Consider the following 22,011-nt stretch of genomic DNA (forward strand, 5'->3'; position numbering starts at 1 on the left):
AACCTATAAAAAGTAGACTCTACAAATAAGCTAAACAGCAGATTGTCTTGATATAACCATAATTTAAATTGTGATTTTATTGGATCTGTTGAGTGTAAAAGAAATAAGAGGATGAAAAAGTGGATAATTCAGAAGAACAAAAGCATATACAGGAAAATAACGGTTTTGCGCGAATTGAGCCATATACTCATCCTGCTGGCGGGTGGGGCGCACTCCTTAGTGTCGCTCGAAACCTAAAGCGACAAGATATTTTAGGTAAAGGTTCAATTACCTTACTCAACATTAACCAGCCTACAGGTTTTGACTGTCCCGGTTGTGCATGGCCCGAAAAGAAAGATGCCCATGCCTTTAACTTCTGTGAAAATGGTGCCAAAGCAGTTGCTTTTGAAGCAACCAGTAAAACCGTTACTCCCGAATATTTCGCAGGCCATACGGTTAGTTGGCTATCAGAACAAAGTGACTTTTTTTTAGAGGACTTAGGCCGCTTAACAGACCCAGTTCGTTATGATGCTGCAACCGATAAATATGTTCCTATTTCATGGGACGATGCCTTTAAGCTCATTGCTCAACATTTACATGCGCTAGACAACCCAGACCAAGCGGCATTTTATACATCTGGCCGTGCCAGTAACGAAGCAGCATTTTTATATCAATTGTTTGTCAGAAGCTTTGGTACAAATAACTTTCCAGACTGTTCAAACATGTGCCATGAAACCACAAGTGTAGGCTTGCTCGACTCAATTGGTTTAGGAAAGGGCACCGTTACTTTAGAAGATTTTGATTTAGCCGATGCCATTTTTAGTTTTGGGCACAACCCGGGAACCAACCATCCACGTATGTTAGGCACTTTGCGTGAAGTGTCTAAACGTGGTGGCAACATTATTGCGATTAACCCGATTAAAGAACGAGGCCTAGAGCGTTTCCAAGACCCGCAAGCACCGCTTGAAATGATGACCAACGGCAGTACGCCAATTAGCCGTTATTATTTCCAGCCTAAAATTGGTGGCGACTATGCACTGATGTTAGGAATGTTAAAGCACTTAAATGAATGGGATAAAAAAGCACTTGCTTCAGGTAAACCAAGCGTTTTTGACCGAAACTTTATTGCAGTCAATACCGTTGGTTTCGATGAGATGATTGCCGAGGTGGAAAGAACTGAGTGGGCAGATATTTATAAGCACTCAGGTCTGTCGCCTGAACATTTGGAAAAACTTTCTAAACTCTTTTTAGAGTCAGAGCGCTCCATTTTCTGTTGGGGTATGGGGATTACCCAGCACCGTCACGGAACTGCTAACGTACATATGCTAGCAAATTTATTGTTGGCACGTGGTCAAATTGGTAGACCGGGTGCAGGGCTGTGTCCGGTTCGTGGTCATAGTAATGTGCAAGGCGACCGCACCATGGGCATCAATGAGCTGCCTAGCCCTAAACTACTCGATAACATTGACCGTGTATTCGGTATTAAATCACCAAGAAAAAATGGATATGGCGTGGTCGAAACGATTAAAGCCATGGCTGAAGGCGAGATAAAAGTCTTTATTGGTTTAGGTGGAAATTTTGCAGTTGCAACTCCTGATACCCCATATACGCAAGAAGCGCTTAGAAAATGTGATTTAACCGTCCATGTAGCAACCAAGTTAAATCGTAGTCATTTGGTATGCGGTAAAGATGCACTTATTTTGCCATGTTTAGGCCGTACCGAAATAGACGAGCAGCTTCATGGCCCACAAGCCATTTCGGTTGAAGACTCCATGAGTAATGTTCACTTGTCGGCAGGACGTAATACGCCAATTTCTAAAAACATATTGTCTGAACCCGATATTGTGGTAAGAATGGCTGAAGCTGTTCTTCCAGACAGTCAGATTAAATGGAAATGGTACATCGAAAGCTATGACCGCATTCGTGACTCCATTGCCGATGTGTTTGATGAGTTCCATGACTTTAATTTACGTGTTTATAAGCCGGGCGGTTTCCACCTAGAGCATCCTGCTAATCAGCACATCTGGAATACCAAGAGTGGTAAAGCGCAATTTCTGATTACGCCACTTGAAGAAGTCTACGCGGATAAAGAAAACCAGTACGCTGCCGCATATACCGAAAGTAAGGTTTATACCTTAATGACTACCCGTTCTCATGACCAATACAACACCACTTTATATGGTCTGGATGACCGTTACCGTGGGGTGTTTGGTCAGCGCCGTGTGTTGTTTATGAACCAAGCCGATATTGATGAAGCGGGCTTTGAAGCAAATCAGTGGGTTGATATTGAAAGTGTTTTCTCGGATGGTGTGAAGCGTATTGTGCATAGTTTCCGTATTGTGCCGTACAACATTCCACGCGGCAGCTTAGCGGCTTACTATCCGGAAACCAATCCTTTGGTGGCCTTAAGCAGTCATGATAAATATGCCAAGATTCCGGCATCAAAAAGTGTTCCTGTGATTTTACATCCAGGGAATGCACCAGAGCACTTTAACTTGGCAACAGCCGTTGACCCTGAAGATGCCAATAAGAAAGTCAGCAGCCTCTAAGTGAACCTGTTTTTTAAAATGAAATCTAAGCAAATGGCGCTCTAAACAAGCGCCATTTTGAAATAAAGGAAATAATTTTGACACCACATGCTTATGGGGTTGAAACATTGCCAGTACAGCGGTTTAACAAAACCGAATCTGAAAAGGTTTTAGATCATATTGTGCAAGAGTATCCAATTGCCTTGGTATATAACGGTATTTCGCATGCGGTGATGATGGCAACACCGACCGATGTCGAATTATTTGCCAAAGGTTTTAGTCTCTCGGAAGGCATTTTGACCAGTTTAAAAGAGCTATATGTTCTTGATGTGCATCAAAATGAGTTGGGCATTACGGTTGAAATGACCATTTCATCGAGAGCATTTGCTGCATTAAAAGAGCATCGTCGCATGATGGTTGGTCGTACAGGCTGTGGTTTATGTGGCATTGAAAGTTTGGAGCAGTTTCAGTTAGATGTTCCCAAAATTACAACGCATGCATCAAAGCTATGGCTTGAGCAAATTCCGAGTGCCATTTCTCATTTAAAAGCCCAGCAAGAAATTACTGCTTTAACGGGTGGGGCGCATGCCGCTGCTTGGGTGGTTGATGGTCAAATCGTGGCTTTATTTGAAGATGTTGGCCGCCATAATGCTTTAGACAAATTAATTGGTTATATAGCGCAAGAAAACTATGACACCAGTTTAGGTTTTGTGGTGATGACCAGTCGGGCAAGTTATGAACTAATACGAAAATGTGCCCAGCTCAATATTAGCTTGCTAGCTTCAATTTCAGCACCGACCAGTATGGCCATTCAGTTAGCCAAACAATCTGGCCTCACATTGGCAAGTTTCTGTAGGGGAGACCGGTTTGTTTTATATACAGAAATTTAAAATATATCGTTCAATATGAGGGGCTTAAAACGAAGCTCATCTGACATCTCTGTTGCTTTTAAGCTATGGATAGATTTTATAGATTATTATAAAACTCAAAAGGTTCAGAGTCTGTCCAAATGTCTTGGTTACAATCACTAAAAGAATGGGCAAAACGTCTAAAAAAACAAATTATTATGCTTTGGTTTGCCTCAAGGCATCCTCAAATGCCGTGGTTACCCAAAATTATTGCGGTAGTGGCTGTGGCTTATGCTTTTAGTCCTATCGACCTAATTCCAGACTTTATTCCTATATTAGGCTTTATTGATGATGCCATCATTTTACCCATACTCATTTGGTTAGCGCTTCGTTTTACGCCTCAGCAAGTCATTTTCGATGCAGAACAACAAGCCAAAGAATGGTTAGATGAACATGAGAAAGGGCCACGAAATTATTTGGTTGCTGTACTGATTATTTTAATTTGGCTCACACTTGCCGTGATGGCTTACTTTTATTTTGGTGGTGGTTTGTAGTTGAACTGAGTCTTAAAACCTGTGCGAATTTAATACCCTTAACATTGTGCTTTGCTACAACTCAAAGGATAATAACGTTTTTATAAACTATGGGTTGCAGACCATGAAAATCGTCGCAGATGAAAATTTGGCGTTTACCGATTACTTTTTTTCAGAATTTGGCGATATTCAACATCATGCAGGACGCACCTTAACGCACGCAGATGTGAAAGATGCTGAAGCTTTATTGGTCCGCTCAGTTACTGTTGTAAATGAAAGTTTAATTCAAAACACCGCTTTAAAATATGTAGGTAGTGCCACAATTGGTACTGATCATTTAGATATTCAAGCCCTAGAAAAACATAATATTACATGGGCCAATGCCGCAGGTTGTAATGCACAGGCAGTTGCTGAATATGTGATTACCGCTTTACTTCATTTAGATGGTAGCCTTTTAGAACAACAAGAAAAATTTACGCTAGGCATTGTGGGGCTTGGAAACGTGGGGAAACGTTTAGCTTATATGGCTCGGTTGCTTGGCTGGAACGTAATTGGCTTTGACCCATATGTAAAGTTAGATTCAATTGAAAATGTGAACTTTAAAGCCCTATTACAACAAGCGAATGCTATTTCAATTCATGTGCCGCTTACGAAAAACGGTCAACATGCGACATATCATCTTTTCAACGAAGAAACTTTTGCAGCGCTTCAACCAGATACGATTTTAATTAATAGCGCTCGTGGTCCGGTTGTGAAAGAAGCTGCTTTAATCGAAGACATTCAACGTACCAAACGTAAAGTTGTACTTGATGTATTTGAACATGAGCCAGTGATATCAGATGAGCTTTTAAATATGTTGGCTTTGGCGACACCGCATATAGCAGGTTATAGCTTGGAAGGAAAAGCTCGTGGTACACAAATGATTTATGAAGCGTTTTGCCAAAAATTTGGCTACGACATTAATAAGCGTTTCGAAACGCAGTTGCCTGCATGCGAAGATTATTTTTCAGGACATGACTTAAAAGCAGTGTTAAAGCAAAAAATATCTCATATTTATGATATTGCTCAAGATGATGCCAATATTCGTGCCTGTGTTAAAGACGGCAAAGTAGAGCAAAAAACATTTGATTTATTACGTAAGAATTACCCGCTACGTCGTGAATGGGCAGCACACGGGGGACCGCAAGCATGAGTTTAAGTTATCAACCTACGTGTTCAATTGATGCTTTAAAGGCTCGTGCCAAGCTTTATACCCAAATTCGCCAGTTCTTTGCAGAACGTGGGGTCATGGAAGTTGAAACACCCGTAGTTTCACAAGCAGGCGTTACCGATGTGCATTTGGCTTCGGTTCAGGCGTTACGCCATATCAATGGCAAATTACAGACTCAGTATTTACAGACTTCTCCTGAGTTTGCTATGAAACGTTTGCTAGCAAGTGGGAGCGGGCCGATTTATCAAATCTGTAAGGTTTTCCGAGACGATGAGCACGGGCGTAAACACAACAGTGAATTTACTATGCTCGAATGGTATCGTCCGGGTTTAGACTTAAAAGCATTAATGCATGAAACAGCCGATTTATTGCAAACCTGTTTGCAGCATCGTTTTGGTGAAGTTCGTCCATTTATTTTGAGCTATAAGCATGCCTTTCAGGACCGTTTAGATATTAACCCGTTACAAGCAACTTTAAAGCAACTCAAAGATACTGCAAATCGTGTGGGGTTAAATCTCGATTTAGGTGATGACCGCTTAGCTTATATGGACTTGTTGTTTTCTCATTTTGTTGAGCCAAGTTTAGGTTTTGATGCACCTGTCTTTTTAACTGACTTTCCACCAGAAATGGCGTCTTTGGCAAAAGTGAAAGTAGATGAAGATGGGGAAGAGGTCGCAGCGCGTTTTGAGGTTTATATCGAAGGCTTAGAGCTTGCTAATGCTTACGATGAATTGCTCGATGCAGACGTGTTACGTTCACGCTTTGAAGCAGACAATGCAGAACGGGCTAAGCAAGGGCTTCATGTTATGCCATTAGATGAGTACTTGTTAGCAGCTTTGCCTCATATGCCAGAATGTTCAGGAATTGCTTTAGGCATAGACCGTTTACTCATGGTTGCAACCGAACAACTTAAAATTGAAAAAGTCATCGCATTTCCAGCCGAAATTGCCTGAGGGCGAGCAAATAAAAAAGCCACATATTGTGGCTTTTTTATTTGGAGCTTATTTAAATTAAGCTTGTTGAATACCTGCAACAACCCAGTCTTGCTGAGAGCCAACAGGTTTTACAAAGTGCCAGATTTCTGTAAATGGCTGTGGCAAGCTATTTAAATCTTCACTTACTGTACCTGTAAAGCGTACGCTCACAATGTATTGACCATTTTCAGTCGCACTGTCTACAACCATTGCATTTAAGTTACTAAACTCGGCAACGTCCTGATCTTGATTCTCCATGATGTCGTTATACATAGAGTTATAAAGTTCAGGTGTTAAGTAGCGACGAATTTCTTCGATGTTACTTGCACTGTTGATTGACTGAATGTGGTTAAAACGCTGACGGGCAACACGTAAGAAAGAAGCAGGTTCGCTACCATCTGGTAACTGGTTGCCATTACTTGTTGTTGCACCACCAAACGGAGCTTGAGTTGCTGTACCACCACCAACAGACTGACCAAAAATATTGGTGTTGTCGTTTGAGTTAGTTGGTGCAGCTGAACGGCCAAATGTGTTTTGTCCGTTGCTGTTTGGAGCGTAAGGATTATTTGCTGCTAATTTTTTTTTCCCGCCCAATTTGCGGAATACAAAAAAGGCAACAGCAGCAGCAAGTAATACCCATAACCAGCCTGGGATACCACCTTTCTTCTCTTGTTGCTGTTGAGCTTGAACCGCTTGTTGCTCGTTGTCTGGCTGGGTTACACGTTGTTCAGTTGATGTTGGTTTGTCATCAGCTAAAGCATGTGCTGCAACAGCACCTACGGCAGCACCAGCTACACCAGCTGCAACCATTGAACCAACACCCGGACCAGATCTTTGAGGTGCTGTAGCAGGTTGTTGAACTGGAGTCACTTGACGAGGTTGTTGATATGACTGGCTTGAAGTGGTAGAGCGTGCCATGCCGTGGCTTTTACCACCACCTGCACGTTTTGCTTCAGCAAGAGGAGAAATTGCCAAAGCAGCCATTAAAATACCGGTTATCAAGCCGCGCTGGTGTACTTCCATAGGAAATTCCTGTTTAAAATTAATTTGTAATTGTATTTATGCAGTCATTTACACTAAATTTCAACTATAAAAATATGTTTTTTTATGTCAATTCATCGCTGAGCTGCATCGCTTCGGTAAGGGCTTCATGTAAGCGTGCCACAGCAATTACTTGTACTCCCGGAATCGCTTTTTGCGGTGCGTTGCCTCTAGGTAAAATGACATATTTAAAGCCATGTTTTGCTGCTTCTTTTAAGCGCTCTTGTCCATTCGGTACAGGTCGAATTTCACCTGAAAGACCAACTTCACCAAAAACTGCAAGTTGCTGAGGCAATGCCTTGGTACGTAAACTTGATGCACACGCCAGTAAAACAGCCAAGTCAGAACCTGTTTCAGTAATTTTTAAACCACCGACAATGTTGACATAAACGTCTTGCCCTGTGGTTTGTACACCACCATGACGGTGCATTACAGCAAGCAACATGTTTAAACGGTTTTGTTCAAGACCAAGAGCGACACGTCTAGGTTGTCCTTGAGCATCATCGACTAAAGCTTGAACTTCAACTAAAAGCGGGCGCGTTCCTTCACGGCTAATCATGACAATTGAACCGGGAATGGCTTCGTCATAACGACTTAAGAAAATAGCAGAAGGGTTAGCCACTTCACGTAAGCCTTTATCGGTCATGCCAAATACACCAAGTTCATTGACTGCACCAAAACGGTTTTTCACCGCACGAATCATACGATAGCGTGAGTCTGATTGGCCTTCAAAATAAAGCACACAGTCCACCATATGTTCTAAAACACGTGGGCCTGCCAGTGCACCTTCTTTGGTCACGTGACCAACAATAAATAACGCCGTGCCACTATTTTTTGCATAGCGGGTTAATAACGCAGCAGATTCACGAATTTGTGAAACCCCACCAGGTGCAGATTGAAGCGTTTCTGTGTAAAGCGTTTGAATCGAGTCCAAAATTGCTACCACAGGGCGTTCTTGCTCTAAAACTTCACAAATGCGTTCGACACAGGTTTCAGCCATGACTTTTAACTGGTCTGTAGGCAAGTCAAGGCGCTGAGCACGTAAGGCCACCTGAGACAATGATTCTTCACCCGTAATATAAAGTGCAGAACTTTTTGCACTTGCCATGTGGGTTGCTGTTTGTAAAAGAATGGTCGATTTACCAATACCTGGGTCACCACCAATCAGGACTACTGAGCCTGTGACCAAGCCACCGCCAAGTACGCGGTCAAACTCGCTAATACCTGTAGGTAAGCGGGTTTCATGAGAAACCGAGACTTTATTTAGTGTTGTTATATTGGCAACTTGGCCTGCGTAGCCCCCAATTTTAGGACGAGCGCGATGGGCTGTAGTAGGTTCGAGTTTAACTTCAGTCAGAGAATTCCATTCACCACACTCTGAACATTGACCAGCCCATTTAGGATGATCCGCACCACATTGTTCGCAACGGTAAACAGTTTTGACTTTGCTCATATTCGACTTCGGTTTGTTAACTTCATAATCAGTAAAAACAGAGTATAGCAAAACGACACCCTGAACGTAGGCAGAACCCGATCATTTTTCAAAGGCTTATTTTTCACGCGTTGTCCAAAAATATTGGAATGTATTTTGCTTTAGCTAAGGTGGGAAATTTTTAGGATATTTACCTATGTCTAATCTTCAGCATCATGATCATGCTGGCGACTTACAGCGTAAGCTGACCAATCGCCATTTACAATTGATCGCTATTGGAGGGGCCATTGGAACAGGCCTGTTTATGGGGTCGGGCAAAACTATTTCATTGGCGGGGCCATCAATTTTATTTATCTATTTAATTATTGGCACCATGATTTTCTTTCTTATGCGTGCTTTGGGAGAGGTTTTACTTTCAAACCTAAATTATAAGTCGTTTGTCGATATGGCTTATGACCTGATTGGGCCTTGGGCTGGCTTTTATGTCGGGTGGACCTACTGGGTAAGTTGGGTGCTCGTTGGAATGGCAGATTTAACTGCGGTGACGAGCTATTTGAGCTTTTGGCTCCCCAATGGAGTTAGTTTTAGCCCAATAGAACAGGCAATGATTAGTGCAGGCTGTGTTCTCTTTCTATTGATTTTAAACTTATTGACGGTTCGTTTATTTGGCGAAGTCGAATTTTGGTTTGCGATTATTAAAATTGTTGCCATTATTGCTTTAGTTCTTGCCGGCATCTATATGGTAGTGACCAAGTTCCAATCACCATCTGGCTCTGTTGCGGCTATTTCTAATATTTGGAATCATGGCGGTATGTTTCCTCATGGGGTAAATGGTTTCCTTGCCGGCTTCCAGATTGCGATCTTTGCTTTTATTGGGGTAGAACTGGTCGGAACCACAGCTGCTGAAACTAAAGACCCTCATAAACATTTGCCTAAAGCAATTAACGCAATTCCGATTCGCGTCATTTTATTCTATGTATTGGCATTAATGGTGGTGATGTCTGTAACGCCTTGGGATCAGGTAAAAGCAGACCGTAGTCCATTCGTTGAACTATTCTTAATGGCAGGTATTCCAACTGCTGCAATTATTATGAATCTAGTGGTGTTGTCATCGGTAATGTCATCGATGAATAGCGGTATTTTTTCAACTAGCCGAATGATGTATGGCTTATCGCGTGATGGTCAAGCACCTGAAACATTAGGTCAGTTGACTAAAAGTGCAGTTCCAGCAAATGGTTTAATTTTTTCCTGTGCCTGTATTATGGGTGGTGCTTTATTACAATATTTTGTGCCCAATACGATTGAAGCATTTACCTTGGCAACAACGTTATGCACCATTTTATTTTTAACGGTATGGATTTTGATTTTGGTGTGTTATATCCGCTACCGTAAGTTATCTCCTGAACTGCATGAAAAATCGAATTTTAAAATGCCGGGTGGGGTAGCGATGAGTTATGTCGTTATTGTTTTCTTCTTATTTACGATTGCGATTTTAAGCCTTGAAGCAGACACAGCTAAGTCGCTTATGGTCAGTCCAATTTGGTTCCTCGTTCTTGCAATTGGTTACTTTGGTTTTTATAAGTCAAAAATAAAACGTAATTTTGCCCAAGAATAAATAACTTAGAAGCAAAATATAAAAAGGCAATCGATCTGATTGCCTTTTTTAATTGAAAAATCAAAGTGGTTCAAGTCTTAATTTTAGACTGGAAGGTGCGTTGTATTGCTATGTTCTTGTGCGTATTATCGGATTTAATTGTATGTATCTTGAAATTATCAGCCATACAGACAAAAATTGGTTAGCTGAAAAGTTGTCAAAAAATATACATTTAAAAGATACCTGCAAATGGTGCGATATCGTCTTTTTGATTTGAATTTAGCTAACGGACTAAAAAAATTACTGGAGTGTATTCATAAAATGTCGAATCAAAATCTGAGTGATCCTCATGAACAAGGTGAGCTCCATCGTAGTCTTTCCAATCGGCATTTACAGCTGATTGCAATTGGTGGTGCCATTGGTACTGGTTTATTCATGGGGTCAGGTAAAACAATTAGTCTTGCCGGCCCATCTATCTTATTCATTTATTTGATTATTGGTGTAATGGTGTTTTTTGTCATGCGTGCGCTTGGCGAATTACTCCTGTCAAATTTAACCTATAAATCATTTATTGATTTCACCACAGATTTAATTGGCCCATGGGCAGGTTATTTTGTGGGATGGACCTATTGGTTGTGCTGGATCACGATTGGTATCGCCGATCTGTCTGCAATTATCTATTACTTACAATTTTTCAATAACGGCCAGCCTTTCTCACCAGTTGAAGGGGCAATGATTAGTGTGGCTGCTATTGTATTTATTATGGGCTTGAACCTGTTAACTGTACGCCTATTTGGTGAATTAGAGTTCTGGTTTGCGCTTATTAAGATTCTTGCGATTATTATTTTAATTGCAGTGGGTCTATGGATGATCTTTACTGGCTTTACTTCTAGTACGGGCGAGGTGGCTTCATTTACTCATTTATGGGCAAATGGCGGTTTCTTCCCAACAGGGGTGCATGGCTTCTTGGCTGGCTTCCAGATCGCGATCTTTGCTTTCGTGGGTGTAGAACTTGTTGGAACAACAGCTGCTGAAACCAAAGATCCTGAGCGTAACTTACCTAAAGCGATTAACTCAATTCCAGTTCGTATCATTATTTTCTACGTCTTGGCATTGCTTATTGTGATGTCGGTAACTCCGTGGAATAGAATTGATCCGGCAATCAGCCCATTTGTAAACTTGTTTAGCCAAGCTGGTATTGCGGCAGCAGCGATCTTGATGAACTTAGTAGTATTGTCATCAGTTATGTCTTCGATGAACAGCGGTGTATTCTCAACAAGCCGTATGTTGTTTGGTTTATCTCGTGAAGATCAAGGTCCAAAAGCTTTTGGTAAATTGAACAGACGTGCAGTACCTGCAAATGCATTGTATTTTTCTGCTGCATGTTTATTGTTAGGTGCGGCATTACAGTATTTTGTACCAAATACAGTTGAAGCATTCACTCTTGCAACAACGCTTTCAACTATTTTGTTCATTTGCGTGTGGTTACTAATTATCTGGAGTTATATCCGTTACTACACGACACGCCCTGAACTGCATGCTAAATCAACATTTAAATTGCCGGGCGGCCTATTTACCTGTTGGATCACGATTATTTTCTTTGTTGGCATGATTTATGTGCTGTCTTTAGAGCCAGATACTTTTAAAGCACTGAAAGTCAGCCCAATCTGGTTTGTTATTCTGATCATTGGTTATTTCTTCTTCTATAAACCACGTCATAAAAAGTAATGAAATTGATTTACTTATGACTAAACGCCAGCTGAAAAGCTGGCGTTTTTTATGCATATTGTTTTTCTATTCAAGTTTACTCTTTAGCCGCTTGCATGATCACGGTATACTGCATCGAATTGTTTAAATCAGGTGCTCAGATGCTTCGTGTCATTTGCCTCATCAGTTTATTGAGCAGCAGTATTTTGCTTACAGCTTGCGGTCAGTCAGGAGCATTACAGCTACCTTCTGATCCAAATTATGACCACCGTGCAAAATACTTGCTCTATCGTAATAAAGAATCAAAACAAGTTGTGCAAAAGGATGAAAAGGCTGAACAGCCAGTCGAGTCATCATCAGCTCCAACCCAAACAACTTCACCTTAAGCTTTGAAATAAGGACACATTCATGAGTTTCACCCGCATTAATGGAGTATTGCATGCAGAGCAATGTTCTCTAGAGCAGCTTGCGCAGCAATTTGGCACACCGTTATATGTTTATTCAAAAACAGCTTTTGAAAAACATTATTTAGATATGGACCGTGCTTTTGACTTTATTGATCATCAAATCTGTTTTGCGGTGAAGTCTAACTCAAACTTGGCTGTTCTTAGTGTCTTGGCAAAACTTGGTGCGGGTTTTGATATTGTGTCTGGTGGTGAGCTGGCTCGTGTTTTAAAAGCGGGGGGGGATGCTTCTAAAATCGTATTTTCAGGTTTAGGTAAAACTGAAGTCGATATTGAAACCTCACTCAATGTAGGCATTGCTTGTTTTAATGTTGAGTCTTATGCAGAGCTAGACCGCATTCAAAAAGTAGCTGCTCGCTTAGGTAAAAAAGCGCCTATTTCTTTGCGTGTAAATCCTGATGTCGATGCAAAAACACATCCTTATATTTCAACTGGTTTAAAAGAAAATAAATTTGGTATTCCAAGTGATACCGTTTATGAAACTTATCAATACGCAGCTTCTTTACCTAACCTTGAAATTGTAGGTATTGACTGTCACATTGGTTCACAGCTCACTGAAACTAAACCATTTGTTGATGCTTTAGACCGTGTCATTGTGATGATTGATGAGTTGAAAAAACTAGGCATCAATCTTAAACATATCGATATCGGTGGTGGTTTAGGGGTTTGTTATAAAGATGAGACACCGCCAAGTGTTGAAGAATATGCAAACTCTATGAAACCTGCTTTAGAAAAATTAGGCTTAAAAGTCTATATGGAGCCGGGCCGTAGCATCAGTGCAAATGCGGGCATACTTTTAACTAAAGTTGATTTGCTTAAACCAACGACACATCGTAACTTCGCTATTATTGATGCAGCAATGAATGATTTAATCCGTCCTGCTTTATATGAAGCTTGGATGGATATTCAGCCTGTTGTGCCACGTACCGATACTGAAGAAAAAGTATGGGACCTCGTTGGTGCAATTTGTGAAACAGGTGACTTTATTGGTAAAGACCGCTCACTTGCATTACAAGAAAATGACTTGTTGGCTGTACTCGGTGCAGGGGCTTATGGCTTTGTGATGAGTTCAAATTACAACACGCGTGGCCGTGCTGCAGAAGTCATGGTATCAGGTGAAAACAGCTATTTAATTCGTGAACGTGAAACGGTTGAGTCGCTTTGGGAAAAAGAACGTTTATTGCCTGAGGAGTAAATGAGATGTTATTAGAATTTACCAAAATGCATGGTTTGGGCAATGATTTCATGGTGGTTGACCTAATTAGCCAAAGAGCTTATTTAGATACAGCAACCATTCAACGTTTGGCAGATCGACACTTTGGTGTTGGCTTTGACCAGCTTTTAATTGTTGAACCACCAGATGTACCAGAAGCTGACTTTAAATACCGTATTTTCAACGCAGATGGTTCTGAGGTTGAACAATGTGGTAATGGCGTACGTTGTTTCGCTCGTTTTGTGCATGAACGTCATTTAACCAATAAAACCAACATTACCGTACAAACCAAAGCAGGTATTGTTAAGCCTGAGCTTGGGCAAAATGGTTGGGTACGCGTAAATATGGGCTACCCAAAGTTTCTACCAAATGAAATTCCATTTGTTGCGGAAGAGCCAGAAGCCTTATATACGCTTGAGTTGGCAAATGACCAAAACATTAGTATTGACGTAGTCAACATGGGGAATCCTCATGCAGTCACTATTGTTCCAGACGTACTCACTGCTGATGTAGCAGGTATTGGTCCACAAGTTGAATCACATAAACGTTTCCCTGAGCGTGTTAATGCTGGCTTTATGCAAGTAATTGATGAAAAACATGTTCGCTTACGTGTATTTGAACGTGGTGTTGGTGAAACATTAGCTTGTGGTACAGGGGCATGTGCTGCTGCGGTAAGTGGTATGCGCCGTGGTTTGCTTGCGAACTCAGTTGAAGTTGAACTTGCTGGTGGTAAGTTGCAAATTGAATGGCAAGAAGGTGATGTGGTCTGGATGACTGGTCCAACAACCCATGTATATGATGGGCGTTTGGATTTACGTTATTTCCAAGGCTAAGTAGGATTTGTCTTAGGGGAAAGGCCTTAAAATATGACCTTTCCCCTTTATTTTTTACAAGAATAAATATTGAGAGAAAAATGCAAAATAGAATTAGAGGAGCAATTTATGGTTTGCTGATTGGTGATGCCGTCGGTGTACCATATGAATTTCATTCAGCTTTGCAGCTTCCACCTTACTCACATATTGATATGATTCCACCTCAAGATTTTAAGCGAACTTATCCAGATGTTCCAATTGGAACGTGGTCAGATGATGGAGCTCAGGCTCTATGCTTATTAGCGTCACTATTGCATTGTCAGAAACTCGATAGTATCGATTTTGCTAACCGTATTCGCAATTGGTACCGTTATGGTTATATGGCAGTTGATTATCAAGTGTTTGATATTGGAGTGCAAACTGCTCAGGCGTTACAACGTTATGAAGCTGGGGTATCTGTAGAAGAAATGGCTAATACAGATGAACATTCGAATGGTAATGGAGCGTTGATGCGAACATTACCTTTGGCATTATGGCATAGAGGATCTGATCAACAATTAGTTGAATTAGCCTATCAGCAGTCTCATTTGACCCATGCTCATCTTCGATCAAAAATTTGCTGTGCTTTATATTGCTTATGGGCAAAATATTTATTGAAAGGGCAATCAGTTAATGAGGCTTGGGAATCTAGTATTTCCATACTGATGCAACTTTATAAAAATAGTGTTAATGAACAACAAGAACTTAATCATATTATCGATTCAACACATGAGAAAGAAATATCGGGCAGTGGTTACGTAGTGGATTGTTTACATTCAGCTCGTTTCGCTCTGCAACAAAATAATTATGAAGATGTCATTAAAACAGCTATTGCCTTAGGACAAGATACTGATACAACTGCTTGTGTTGCAGGAGGATTAGCAGGAATTATGTTTGGATATGAAGGGATTCCACAAATATGGGTACAACAGTTAAGAGGGAAAGAGGTACTAGAACCTCTATTAACACAATTAGAAGAAGCATGACATGAATTTAATTTTCTTACCCGGTGCGTCAGGCAGTACTGCATTTTGGCATCCTTTAATTGAAAAATTACCTCAGCAATACCGTACAAAAATTATTGGTTACCCCAGTTTCGGTGATACACCAGAATCTCTTGAGATCAAAAACTTTGAAGACCTAACAAATTATGTGGTCGATCAAATTAATGAAGAATCTATCATTGTTGCCCAATCTATGGGTGGGATTTTTGCCGTTGCCGCAGCGCTACAAAAACCTCATTTGGTGAAAGGGTTGGTCTTAATTGCAACTTCTGGTGGAATCAACCTTAAACGATTTAATGTGCAAGACTGGCGTGAAGCATACTGGCAAACATTTTTAAAATATCCAGATTGGTTTGTTACCACTAATGCTAACTATGAAGAGTTTTTAGCGGATATAAATGTTGAAACTTTATTAATCTGGGGTGATAAAGATCGGGTAAGTCCAGTTTCGGTGGGCCAATATTTAAATCAAAAGTTTGAAAAGTCGACTTTATATGTTGTGAAAGATGGGGACCATCAATTAGCAGAAAAACATGCCGATGAAGTAGCAGTCAAAATAGAAAGCTATTTAAGAAACCTAATGTAAATCTTTAACTATTATTTAGCGTGCTATGGGTTAGCACACTTTTTAAAATTTATCTTTTACTTAAAGCTAATTTCAATGCGAACAGAACAAAAATACTGCCCGTAATTCGGTCCATATATTTCACAAATTTAGGTTGTTTTAAATAACGTGAAAGTGGTTGCATAGCCATAATTAATAGACTTGACCATAATACGCCAATCACGACATGAATCATTACAAGTCCCATCACCCAAGTGATAGCAGATGCTTGGGCTGGAATGAATTGTGGAAGAAATGAAATATAAAAAATACCAACTTTGGGATTGAGTAAATTGCCAAAGAAACCTTTAACAAACCAATTCTCTGATGTAGAGCGATTTGGATTATTTTCTTGTATGTCTGCAAGTTGGCTACGTGGTTTTAAAATCATATTTAAACCCAGCCATGCTAAATAAGCTGCACCCATCCATTTCAATAGATTAAAAGCTAAGTCAGATGCCATGAGCAGGGCACCTAAACCGCAGGCCACGATAACTCCCCAAGCAATACAGCCAAGACTAATTCCAAGAGCTGCTTGAAATGCTTTAGATTTACCTTCAAGTGTGGCAGTGCGAATAATTAAGGTTGTATCTAAGCCGGGAGTAAGCGTAAGTAAAGTAATGGCAATTAAATAAGGAATGAGTATGGTGGTCATGGCAGCAAGGTCCAATGAATACTTGGTATAAATTGTAATATATAAGTTAGATTCATTATGCTGGGTGATATGAAATTTTCATGATCAAATAGTTTTTGGTACACTCAAAAAAATGGGCAAATAATGGAGAGCAATTTGGATTTTGCATTACAACTGCTCTCAATGTGGTTAAAAGAAAGAAAAATTCAGAACCAGTCTGAGCATACAATCACGGCTTATGAGCGAGATGTGAAAAGCTTTCTTGAATTCTGTGACTCAAAAAAAATTAATTTAAAAAATGTTGAAGCTTCAGATTTACGTGAATATCTGGCTCAGCGTGTTGAGCAAGACCAGTTAAGCGCAAGTAGCATGCAGCGTCATCTCACTTCTATACGCCAGTTTATGAAGTGGGCTGAACAGGGCAAATACCTAGAAATTAATCCTACTGACGATTTTAAATTGAAACGTCAGCCTAGACCTTTACCGGGCATGATCGACATAGAAACGGTTAATCAAATTTTAGATCAACCCATGCCGGAAAAACCAATTGATCAGCAATTGTGGTTGCGAGATAAAGCCATGTTGGAACTACTGTATTCAAGTGGTTTACGACTCGCTGAACTACAAGGCCTCACAATTAAAGATATCGATTTTAATCGTCATCTTGTTCGTATTACGGGTAAAGGAAATAAAACCCGTATTGTCCCGTTTGGGAAAAAGGCAAAAGAAAGTCTATTGAACTGGCTCAAAGTTTATAAAATCTGGAAAGGGCATTTTGATCAAAATGCTTTTGTTTTTATTTCACAGCATGGTGGTGTGCTCACTCCACGACAAATTGAAAAACGAGTAAAACTTCAGGCACAACGAGCAGGTGTAAATGTCGACTTACATCCACATTTACTTCGACATTGTTTTGCTAGCCATATGTTATCAAGTAGTGGTGATTTGCGTTCAGTCCAAGAAATGTTAGGCCATAGCAACTTATCGACTACCCAAATTTATACGCATATCGATTTTGATCATTTGGCTCAAGTATATGATCAGGCCCATCCACGAGCGACCAAGCATTAAGACATTTAAGATAAATTATCCATCAATAAGCAACTTTGATTGCATTGAATAAGATGAATGTAGAGATCATTTGTACTTTTTTACAAATTTGTTTAAAAGAAATATGTGAAATTACCCAATTGACCATTTTGAACTTTGCACATTTTGTCGGCATATATGGCCTAAAAACGATAAAATTTGATTCATTTATAAGGCGTTTATGTTTCTGACTAATAAGGTAAATAAGATAAAAAGATAATAAAAATCAATGTATAAAATAGACTTTAAAAAGAATAAAATAAGTGCGAGTCAGGTGTGAAATTTTTTTTATGAACTGATGATTTCATTTTTTTTGTACTGTTCCAGAAAATTGTGACTTGACCGAAATGCCAAACACATTGCAAGATAGGGTACCTAAAAAATTTGAATTGAAGAGTTAATATACTTTTCTCAACATTTACTTTTGCTAGAACAGCCGAGGATTACATGAAGGCTCTTGTTGCTGTAAAACGTGTGGTTGATGCCAACGTTAAAGTTCGTGTTAAGCCGGACAATAGTGGGGTTGACCTTACCAACGTTAAAATGTCAATTAACCCATTTTGTGAAATCGCAGTGGAAGAAGCGGTTCGCTTAAAAGAAAAAGGAACAGTATCAGAAATCGTTGTTGTTTCTATTGGTCCTAAAGAAGCTCAAGAACAAATCCGTTCTGCAATGGCTTTGGGTGCAGACCGCGGTATTTTAGTTGAAACTACTGACGAAATTGGCGCTCTAGAAGTTGCTAAAATCTTAAAAGGTGTTGTTGATGCTGAGAAACCAGAACTTATTCTTCTTGGTAAGCAAGCAATTGATGATGACTCTAACCAAGTAGGTCAAATGCTTGGCGCATTATTAGGTGCTGGTCAAGGTACGTTTGCTTCTGAAGTGAAAGTGGATGGCGGTAAAGTACAAGTGACTCGTGAAATCGACGGTGGTTTACAAACTGTTGAACTTGCGCTTCCTGCAATTATTACAACTGATTTGCGTTTAAACGAGCCACGTTATGCTGCATTGCCTAACATTATGAAAGCTCGTAAAAAACCGCTTGATACTAAATCTCCTGCTGATTACGGTGTTACAGCTGGTACTAAGCTTAAAACTGTTAAAGTTGAAGCGCCTGCAGAACGTAAAGCTGGCGTACAAGTGAAATCTGTAGATGAGCTTGTTGAAAAATTGAAAAATGAAGCGAAAGTGATCTAATACGGAAGGATAAAATCATGAGTATTTTAGTTATCGCTGATCACAACAACCAGACACTTAACGGTGCTACTTTAAACGTTGTTGCTGCAGCTCAAAAAATCGGTGGTGATATTACTGTATTAGTTGCTGGTTCAGGCGCTCAAGCAGTTGCTGACGCTGCTGCTAAAGTTGCTGGTGTAAGCAAAGTATTACTTGCTGACAACGCTGCTTATGCAAACCAATTAGCTGAAAACGTAGCTGGCTTAGTTGCTGACTTGGCTAAAGGTTACAAATACGTTTTAGCTGCTTCTACAACGACTGGTAAGAACATTCTTCCACGTGTTGCTGCGCTTCTTGATGTAAGCATGATCACAGACATTATTTCTGTTGAATCTGCGAACACATTCAAGCGTCCAATCTACGCTGGTAACGCGATTGCAACTGTTCAATCTGACGAAGCAATCATTGTTGGTACTGTTCGTGGTACAGCATTTGATCCAGTTGCTGCGGAAGGTGGTTCGGCTGCGATTGAAACTGTTGGCGAAGTAAAAGACGCTGGCATTTCTAAATTCGTATCTGAAGAAATCGTTAAACTTGATCGTCCAGAATTAACGGCTGCTCGTATTGTTGTATCTGGTGGTCGTGGTGTAGGTTCTGGTGAGAACTACCACAAAGTACTTGACCCATTAGCTGATAAGCTTGGTGCAGCACAAGGTGCTTCACGTGCAGCAGTTGATGCAGGCTTCGTACCTAACGATTTCCAAGTTGGTCAAACTGGTAAAATCGTTGCGCCTGAGCTTTACATTGCTGTAGGTATTTCTGGTGCGATTCAGCACTTGGCTGGTATGAAAGATTCTAAAGTTATTGTTGCAATCAACAAAGACGAAGAAGCGCCAATCAACAGCGTTGCTGACTACTGGTTAGTTGGTGATTTGAATGCTGTAGTACCAGAGTTGGTAAGCAAGTTGTAATTTACAGCTTAATACTTATTCGAAAAACGCCCTTGTGCTATAACTAGCCAAGGGCGTTTTTTATTTCGATCATTATTATGAATATTAACTATTCTGCTTCCATTGAGGCCCATCAATTGCACCAATCATTGGTGAGATTGGCACGGGCAGATATGGCACGAGATTATTTATGTATTCGATCTAAAAATCAGCATGGGCTAGCCAATATTAAAGTTAACCAGTTGCACATGGGATTTATTTTATATGGGCAACAACAATTAAATCTTCAAAAAAAACAATTCAATTTTAATGCCGGTGATCTATACATTATAAAACCAGATACGGTTATCGATGCAGTTAATTTGCCTGACCCTATAACGGGTGAATATCTCACTATTCTTGTGCCTATGTGTGATGAAGTCATTCAAGCCGCACAAATGATTTGGGCGAAGCCAGTTGTAGACAGAACCGACGCAATATTAAAGTTTTCAATTGATGATTTCGCTACCTCTTTAACCGAGTGGCAAACCGCTTTATTTAGTCATGATGTGGTGAAAGCGCGTTTATGTATTACCGCTATACTAGTACAGTTATGTCAACAGCACTTCTCAGATGTGCTAATTGTACCGCCACCTAAATTGACAAAAATCATTCACGATTGGGTAATAGAGAATCCGCAGCATCATTGGCAGTCTAGTGAGTTTGAAATGCGTTTAGGTTTGAGCAGTGCAACACTTCGTCGCAAACTTAGCCATGAAGATACAACCTTAAGAGAAACGATTACGCATGCACGTCTTACATATGCGCTTGAGTTGTTGTATTCGAAAAAGTTACCTATGAAAACGATTGCAGCAAAATCTGGATACCAGTCTGTTGCTATTTTTCGTGATCGCTTTGTAGAGCGTTATGGGATAGATCCAGCTGTTCTAGCTGCGGAATAAGTCAATTTGAGCGTTTCTTGTAGTTTATTGAGCGATTTAAATAAGTAAAAACCAATAGAGTTAAAGTATGAAAATACCAAGGACTCTATGATGAAATCATTAAAATCACTTGCGATATTATTACTGCTGAGTGCCAGTACAGTTATACATGCAGAACAAAAGCCAACCGTGCATCAGGTTGATGGTTATTTTTTACAACCAATAGGAAACCTTAAAGTAACGGCATTGTTTGATGGGGAACTGGGACTGCCTCGTAGTGATTTACTGGGTATTTCTGCTGAAAAAGCCAATCGACTGTTTGCAGAAAACTTTGTTCCTGTAGACGAGCATAATCAGATTGTCACGGATTTCTCTGCCTATCTTGTGCAAACGCCTACGCAAAATATTTTGATTGATGCAGGGACTGCAAAATGTTTTGGCCCAACTTTAGGTCATGTACGTGAAAACTTGAAGAAAGCAGGCGTACAGCCTGAACAAATAGATACGATTTTAATTACACATGCCCATCCCGATCACTTATGCGGTATTACACTTGATGGCAAAATGGCTTATCCAAATGCGAAAGTTTATCTAGCTAAAGAAGATGTAGATTTTTGGACATCGCCTGTTAATGAAGCAAAAGCCACTGATTTTTTTAAACCAATATTTAAAATGACGCGTGATGCATTACAGCCATACCAAAAGGCAGGGCAGTTAGTTGCGTTTACCAAATCCTCTTTTAACGTACCGAATGTTCAACTCATCGTGACTCATGGTCATACGGAAGGTCATTCTTCATACTTAGTAGATGGAAAAAACGGACAAAAGTTCTTAGGTCTAGGTGATGTTGTGCACTACGGTGCGGTACAGTTTCCTTATCCTGAAGCAAGCTATAAGCCCGATACTGACTCGAAACTAGCCATAGCTGTCCGTAAAGATATCTTTGAGCAAGCCTATAAAAACCATTGGTGGATAGGGGCAGCACATATCGCTTTTCCTGGCATTGGACACATTGGTAAAAGCTCAACAGGATACCAATGGATACCGGCTCAATATCGCCCTGTAAATTGATTCTTCAAAAAGCATAATTAGCTTTAAAAATGAACTCGGAATCTTTAACTCAAATAGTGCTAAGTTGAGCTAAGACGAAAAGTTAGATTCTTTAAATACATGAAATGTGTTCTAAAAAGAGCACTTTCATGCTGTTTATATTTTGGTCGAATAATTAAGTTTTAATGAATACATTTAAAAGTAGAAACC

Annotated in this window: 20 protein-coding genes; 17 read left to right on the plus strand and 3 right to left on the minus strand. The window is 40.1% G+C overall.

Features of this window, described 5'->3' with window-relative positions; genetic code table 11:
• The first annotated feature begins 119 nt into the window (after positions 1 to 119).
• The 5 genes from J678_RS06815 to epmA all read left to right on the plus strand — a co-directional run bounded on the left by J678_RS06815 (position 120) and on the right by epmA (position 6,051).
• Positions 120 to 2,528 carry an FdhF/YdeP family oxidoreductase gene (locus J678_RS06815; protein WP_017393019.1) on the plus strand — a complete coding sequence of 803 codons (2,409 nt, stop codon included), beginning with the start codon at positions 120 to 122 and terminating at the stop codon, positions 2,526 to 2,528.
• A 77-nt stretch (positions 2,529 to 2,605) separates the two neighbouring features.
• Positions 2,606 to 3,397: a formate dehydrogenase accessory sulfurtransferase FdhD gene (fdhD, locus tag J678_RS06820; protein WP_017393018.1), complete on the plus strand. Its 792-nt coding sequence runs from the start codon at positions 2,606 to 2,608 to the stop codon at positions 3,395 to 3,397.
• Positions 3,398 to 3,516: 119 nt separating this feature from the next.
• Positions 3,517 to 3,909, plus strand: a complete 393-nt coding sequence (locus J678_RS06825) for a YkvA family protein (protein ID WP_004885664.1) — start codon at positions 3,517 to 3,519, stop codon at positions 3,907 to 3,909.
• 103 nt (positions 3,910 to 4,012) lie between these two features.
• Positions 4,013 to 5,080, plus strand: coding sequence for a 4-phosphoerythronate dehydrogenase (locus J678_RS06830; protein WP_017393017.1), 1,068 nt, complete (start codon positions 4,013 to 4,015; stop codon positions 5,078 to 5,080).
• Positions 5,077 to 6,051, plus strand: a complete 975-nt coding sequence (gene epmA / locus J678_RS06835; RefSeq protein WP_017393016.1) for an EF-P lysine aminoacylase EpmA — start codon at positions 5,077 to 5,079, stop codon at positions 6,049 to 6,051. Before J678_RS06830 ends, epmA begins: the two co-directional genes overlap by 4 nt.
• A 57-nt stretch (positions 6,052 to 6,108) precedes the next feature.
• Here epmA and J678_RS06840 read toward each other — a convergent pair whose 3' ends face one another.
• Both J678_RS06840 and radA read right to left on the minus strand, forming a co-directional pair.
• Positions 6,109 to 7,095, minus strand: coding sequence for a Tim44 domain-containing protein (locus tag J678_RS06840; RefSeq protein ID WP_002048497.1), 987 nt, complete (start codon positions 7,093 to 7,095; stop codon positions 6,109 to 6,111).
• 82 nt (positions 7,096 to 7,177) lie between these two features.
• Positions 7,178 to 8,566, minus strand: coding sequence for a DNA repair protein RadA (radA, locus tag J678_RS06845; protein WP_004707421.1), 1,389 nt, complete (start codon positions 8,564 to 8,566; stop codon positions 7,178 to 7,180).
• Between the two features lie 175 nt (positions 8,567 to 8,741).
• Here radA and J678_RS06850 point away from each other — a divergent pair, with 175 nt between their 5' ends.
• From J678_RS06850 to J678_RS06880, 7 genes are all read left to right on the plus strand, one after another.
• Positions 8,742 to 10,160, plus strand: coding sequence for an amino acid permease (locus J678_RS06850; RefSeq protein ID WP_002048578.1), 1,419 nt, complete (start codon positions 8,742 to 8,744; stop codon positions 10,158 to 10,160).
• Between the two features lie 300 nt (positions 10,161 to 10,460).
• A complete protein-coding gene (locus tag J678_RS06855; RefSeq protein ID WP_004885673.1) occupies positions 10,461 to 11,867 on the plus strand; it encodes an amino acid permease in 1,407 nt (468 codons plus the stop codon).
• A 140-nt stretch (positions 11,868 to 12,007) separates the two neighbouring features.
• A complete protein-coding gene (gene lptM, locus J678_RS06860; protein WP_002048546.1) occupies positions 12,008 to 12,232 on the plus strand; it encodes an LPS translocon maturation chaperone LptM in 225 nt (74 codons plus the stop codon).
• Between the two features lie 22 nt (positions 12,233 to 12,254).
• A complete protein-coding gene (lysA, locus tag J678_RS06865; protein ID WP_004707425.1) occupies positions 12,255 to 13,505 on the plus strand; it encodes a diaminopimelate decarboxylase in 1,251 nt (416 codons plus the stop codon).
• Positions 13,506 to 13,510: 5 nt separating this feature from the next.
• Positions 13,511 to 14,356 carry a diaminopimelate epimerase gene (gene dapF / locus J678_RS06870; RefSeq protein ID WP_002048521.1) on the plus strand — a complete coding sequence of 282 codons (846 nt, stop codon included), beginning with the start codon at positions 13,511 to 13,513 and terminating at the stop codon, positions 14,354 to 14,356.
• Between the two features lie 80 nt (positions 14,357 to 14,436).
• Entirely contained in the window at positions 14,437 to 15,360 is a 924-nt protein-coding gene (locus tag J678_RS06875) for an ADP-ribosylglycohydrolase family protein (protein WP_017393015.1), read from the plus strand.
• A gap of 1 nt (position 15,361) precedes the next feature.
• Entirely contained in the window at positions 15,362 to 15,964 is a 603-nt protein-coding gene (locus J678_RS06880; protein WP_017393014.1) for an alpha/beta fold hydrolase, read from the plus strand.
• A 49-nt stretch (positions 15,965 to 16,013) separates the two neighbouring features.
• Here J678_RS06880 and J678_RS06885 read toward each other — a convergent pair whose 3' ends face one another.
• The gene (locus J678_RS06885) at positions 16,014 to 16,637 is read right to left on the minus strand and encodes a LysE family translocator (protein ID WP_002048581.1); all 624 of its coding nucleotides are present in this window, start codon (positions 16,635 to 16,637) and stop codon (positions 16,014 to 16,016) included.
• A gap of 162 nt (positions 16,638 to 16,799) precedes the next feature.
• Here J678_RS06885 and xerA point away from each other — a divergent pair, with 162 nt between their 5' ends.
• From xerA to J678_RS06910, 5 genes are all read left to right on the plus strand, one after another.
• Positions 16,800 to 17,687 carry a site-specific tyrosine recombinase/integron integrase gene (xerA, locus tag J678_RS06890; protein WP_079377049.1) on the plus strand — a complete coding sequence of 296 codons (888 nt, stop codon included), beginning with the start codon at positions 16,800 to 16,802 and terminating at the stop codon, positions 17,685 to 17,687.
• A gap of 465 nt (positions 17,688 to 18,152) precedes the next feature.
• Positions 18,153 to 18,902: an electron transfer flavoprotein subunit beta/FixA family protein gene (locus J678_RS06895; protein WP_000646180.1), complete on the plus strand. Its 750-nt coding sequence runs from the start codon at positions 18,153 to 18,155 to the stop codon at positions 18,900 to 18,902.
• A 17-nt stretch (positions 18,903 to 18,919) separates the two neighbouring features.
• Positions 18,920 to 19,852 (plus strand): electron transfer flavoprotein subunit alpha/FixB family protein, encoded by a 933-nt coding sequence (locus J678_RS06900; RefSeq protein ID WP_004699815.1) that lies wholly within the window; start codon positions 18,920 to 18,922, stop codon positions 19,850 to 19,852.
• A 77-nt stretch (positions 19,853 to 19,929) separates the two neighbouring features.
• A complete protein-coding gene (locus tag J678_RS06905) occupies positions 19,930 to 20,772 on the plus strand; it encodes a helix-turn-helix domain-containing protein (protein ID WP_017393012.1) in 843 nt (280 codons plus the stop codon).
• Positions 20,773 to 20,862: 90 nt separating this feature from the next.
• Positions 20,863 to 21,822, plus strand: coding sequence for an MBL fold metallo-hydrolase (locus J678_RS06910; RefSeq protein ID WP_017393011.1), 960 nt, complete (start codon positions 20,863 to 20,865; stop codon positions 21,820 to 21,822).
• The last annotated feature ends 189 nt before the right edge of the window (positions 21,823 to 22,011 follow it).

Origin of the sequence: Acinetobacter sp. 1424608 (genome assembly GCF_000588255.1) — a bacterium.
Classification (GTDB): Bacteria; Pseudomonadota; Gammaproteobacteria; order Pseudomonadales; family Moraxellaceae; genus Acinetobacter; species Acinetobacter nosocomialis.